This is a genomic window from Ralstonia sp. TCR112 (assembly GCF_007997035.1).
Taxonomy (GTDB): domain Bacteria; phylum Pseudomonadota; class Gammaproteobacteria; order Burkholderiales; family Burkholderiaceae; genus Ralstonia; species Ralstonia edaphi.
The window spans coordinates 1-684 of the sequence record NZ_VOSS01000219.1; the positions used below are offsets into that span (position 1 = coordinate 1).

The following is a 684-nucleotide window of genomic DNA, read 5'->3' on the forward strand; positions in this document are numbered from 1 at the left end:
GACGTGCCGAACAACTCGGTCTGGCTCAGCGGATAAAAGAACACGCGTGCATCGATGCGCGCCGCGGAGAACGCGGCCAGGCAGCCCGTCGCGCGTAATGCCGAGCGCTTCGTCGAACACGACGGTGGGCATCCAGTAGCTGTTGAGCGTGCCGGGCGCCTCGGGGTTGAGTGCCAAACCGGCAACGCCGCCAAGGTGCGCCTGATACTCGGCAAAGATTTCGCGCTTGCGTGCAACGAGCGCGTCGATGCGCTCAAGCTGCGCGCAGCCGATGGCGGCCTGCACGTTGGAAATGCGGTACTTGAAGCCGATGAAGTCGGACCAGAACTGCTTGCCGCCCGGCACGCGGCCATGGTTGTTCAGCGTCATGACGCGGTCGTACAGCGCGCGGTCGTTGGTGACGAACATGCCGCCTTCGCCCGTCGTCATGGTCTTGGTGCCATGAAACGAGAACGTGCCGAAGATGCCTTGCGAACCCGTTGCGTGGCCGTGCCAGCGCGAGCCCACAGCCTCGGCCGCGTCCTCGATGACGGGAATGCCGTGGCGCTTGCCGATGTCCAGCAGGCGGTCCATCTCGCACAGGTTGCCGTAGAGGTGCGTGGCGATGATGGCTTTCGTGCGCGGCGTGATGGCCGCTTCCACGAGCGCCGGGGTCCAGGCACCACGTGTCCGGCAGGATGTCGA

The 684-nt window shown here is 65.4% G+C and carries 1 protein-coding gene; it reads right to left on the bottom strand.

Translation table 11 applies throughout. From position 1 onward, the window contains the following. On the bottom strand, positions 1-684 hold a 684-nt coding region (locus FUT88_RS25455), incomplete at both ends, for a DegT/DnrJ/EryC1/StrS family aminotransferase (protein WP_261797297.1).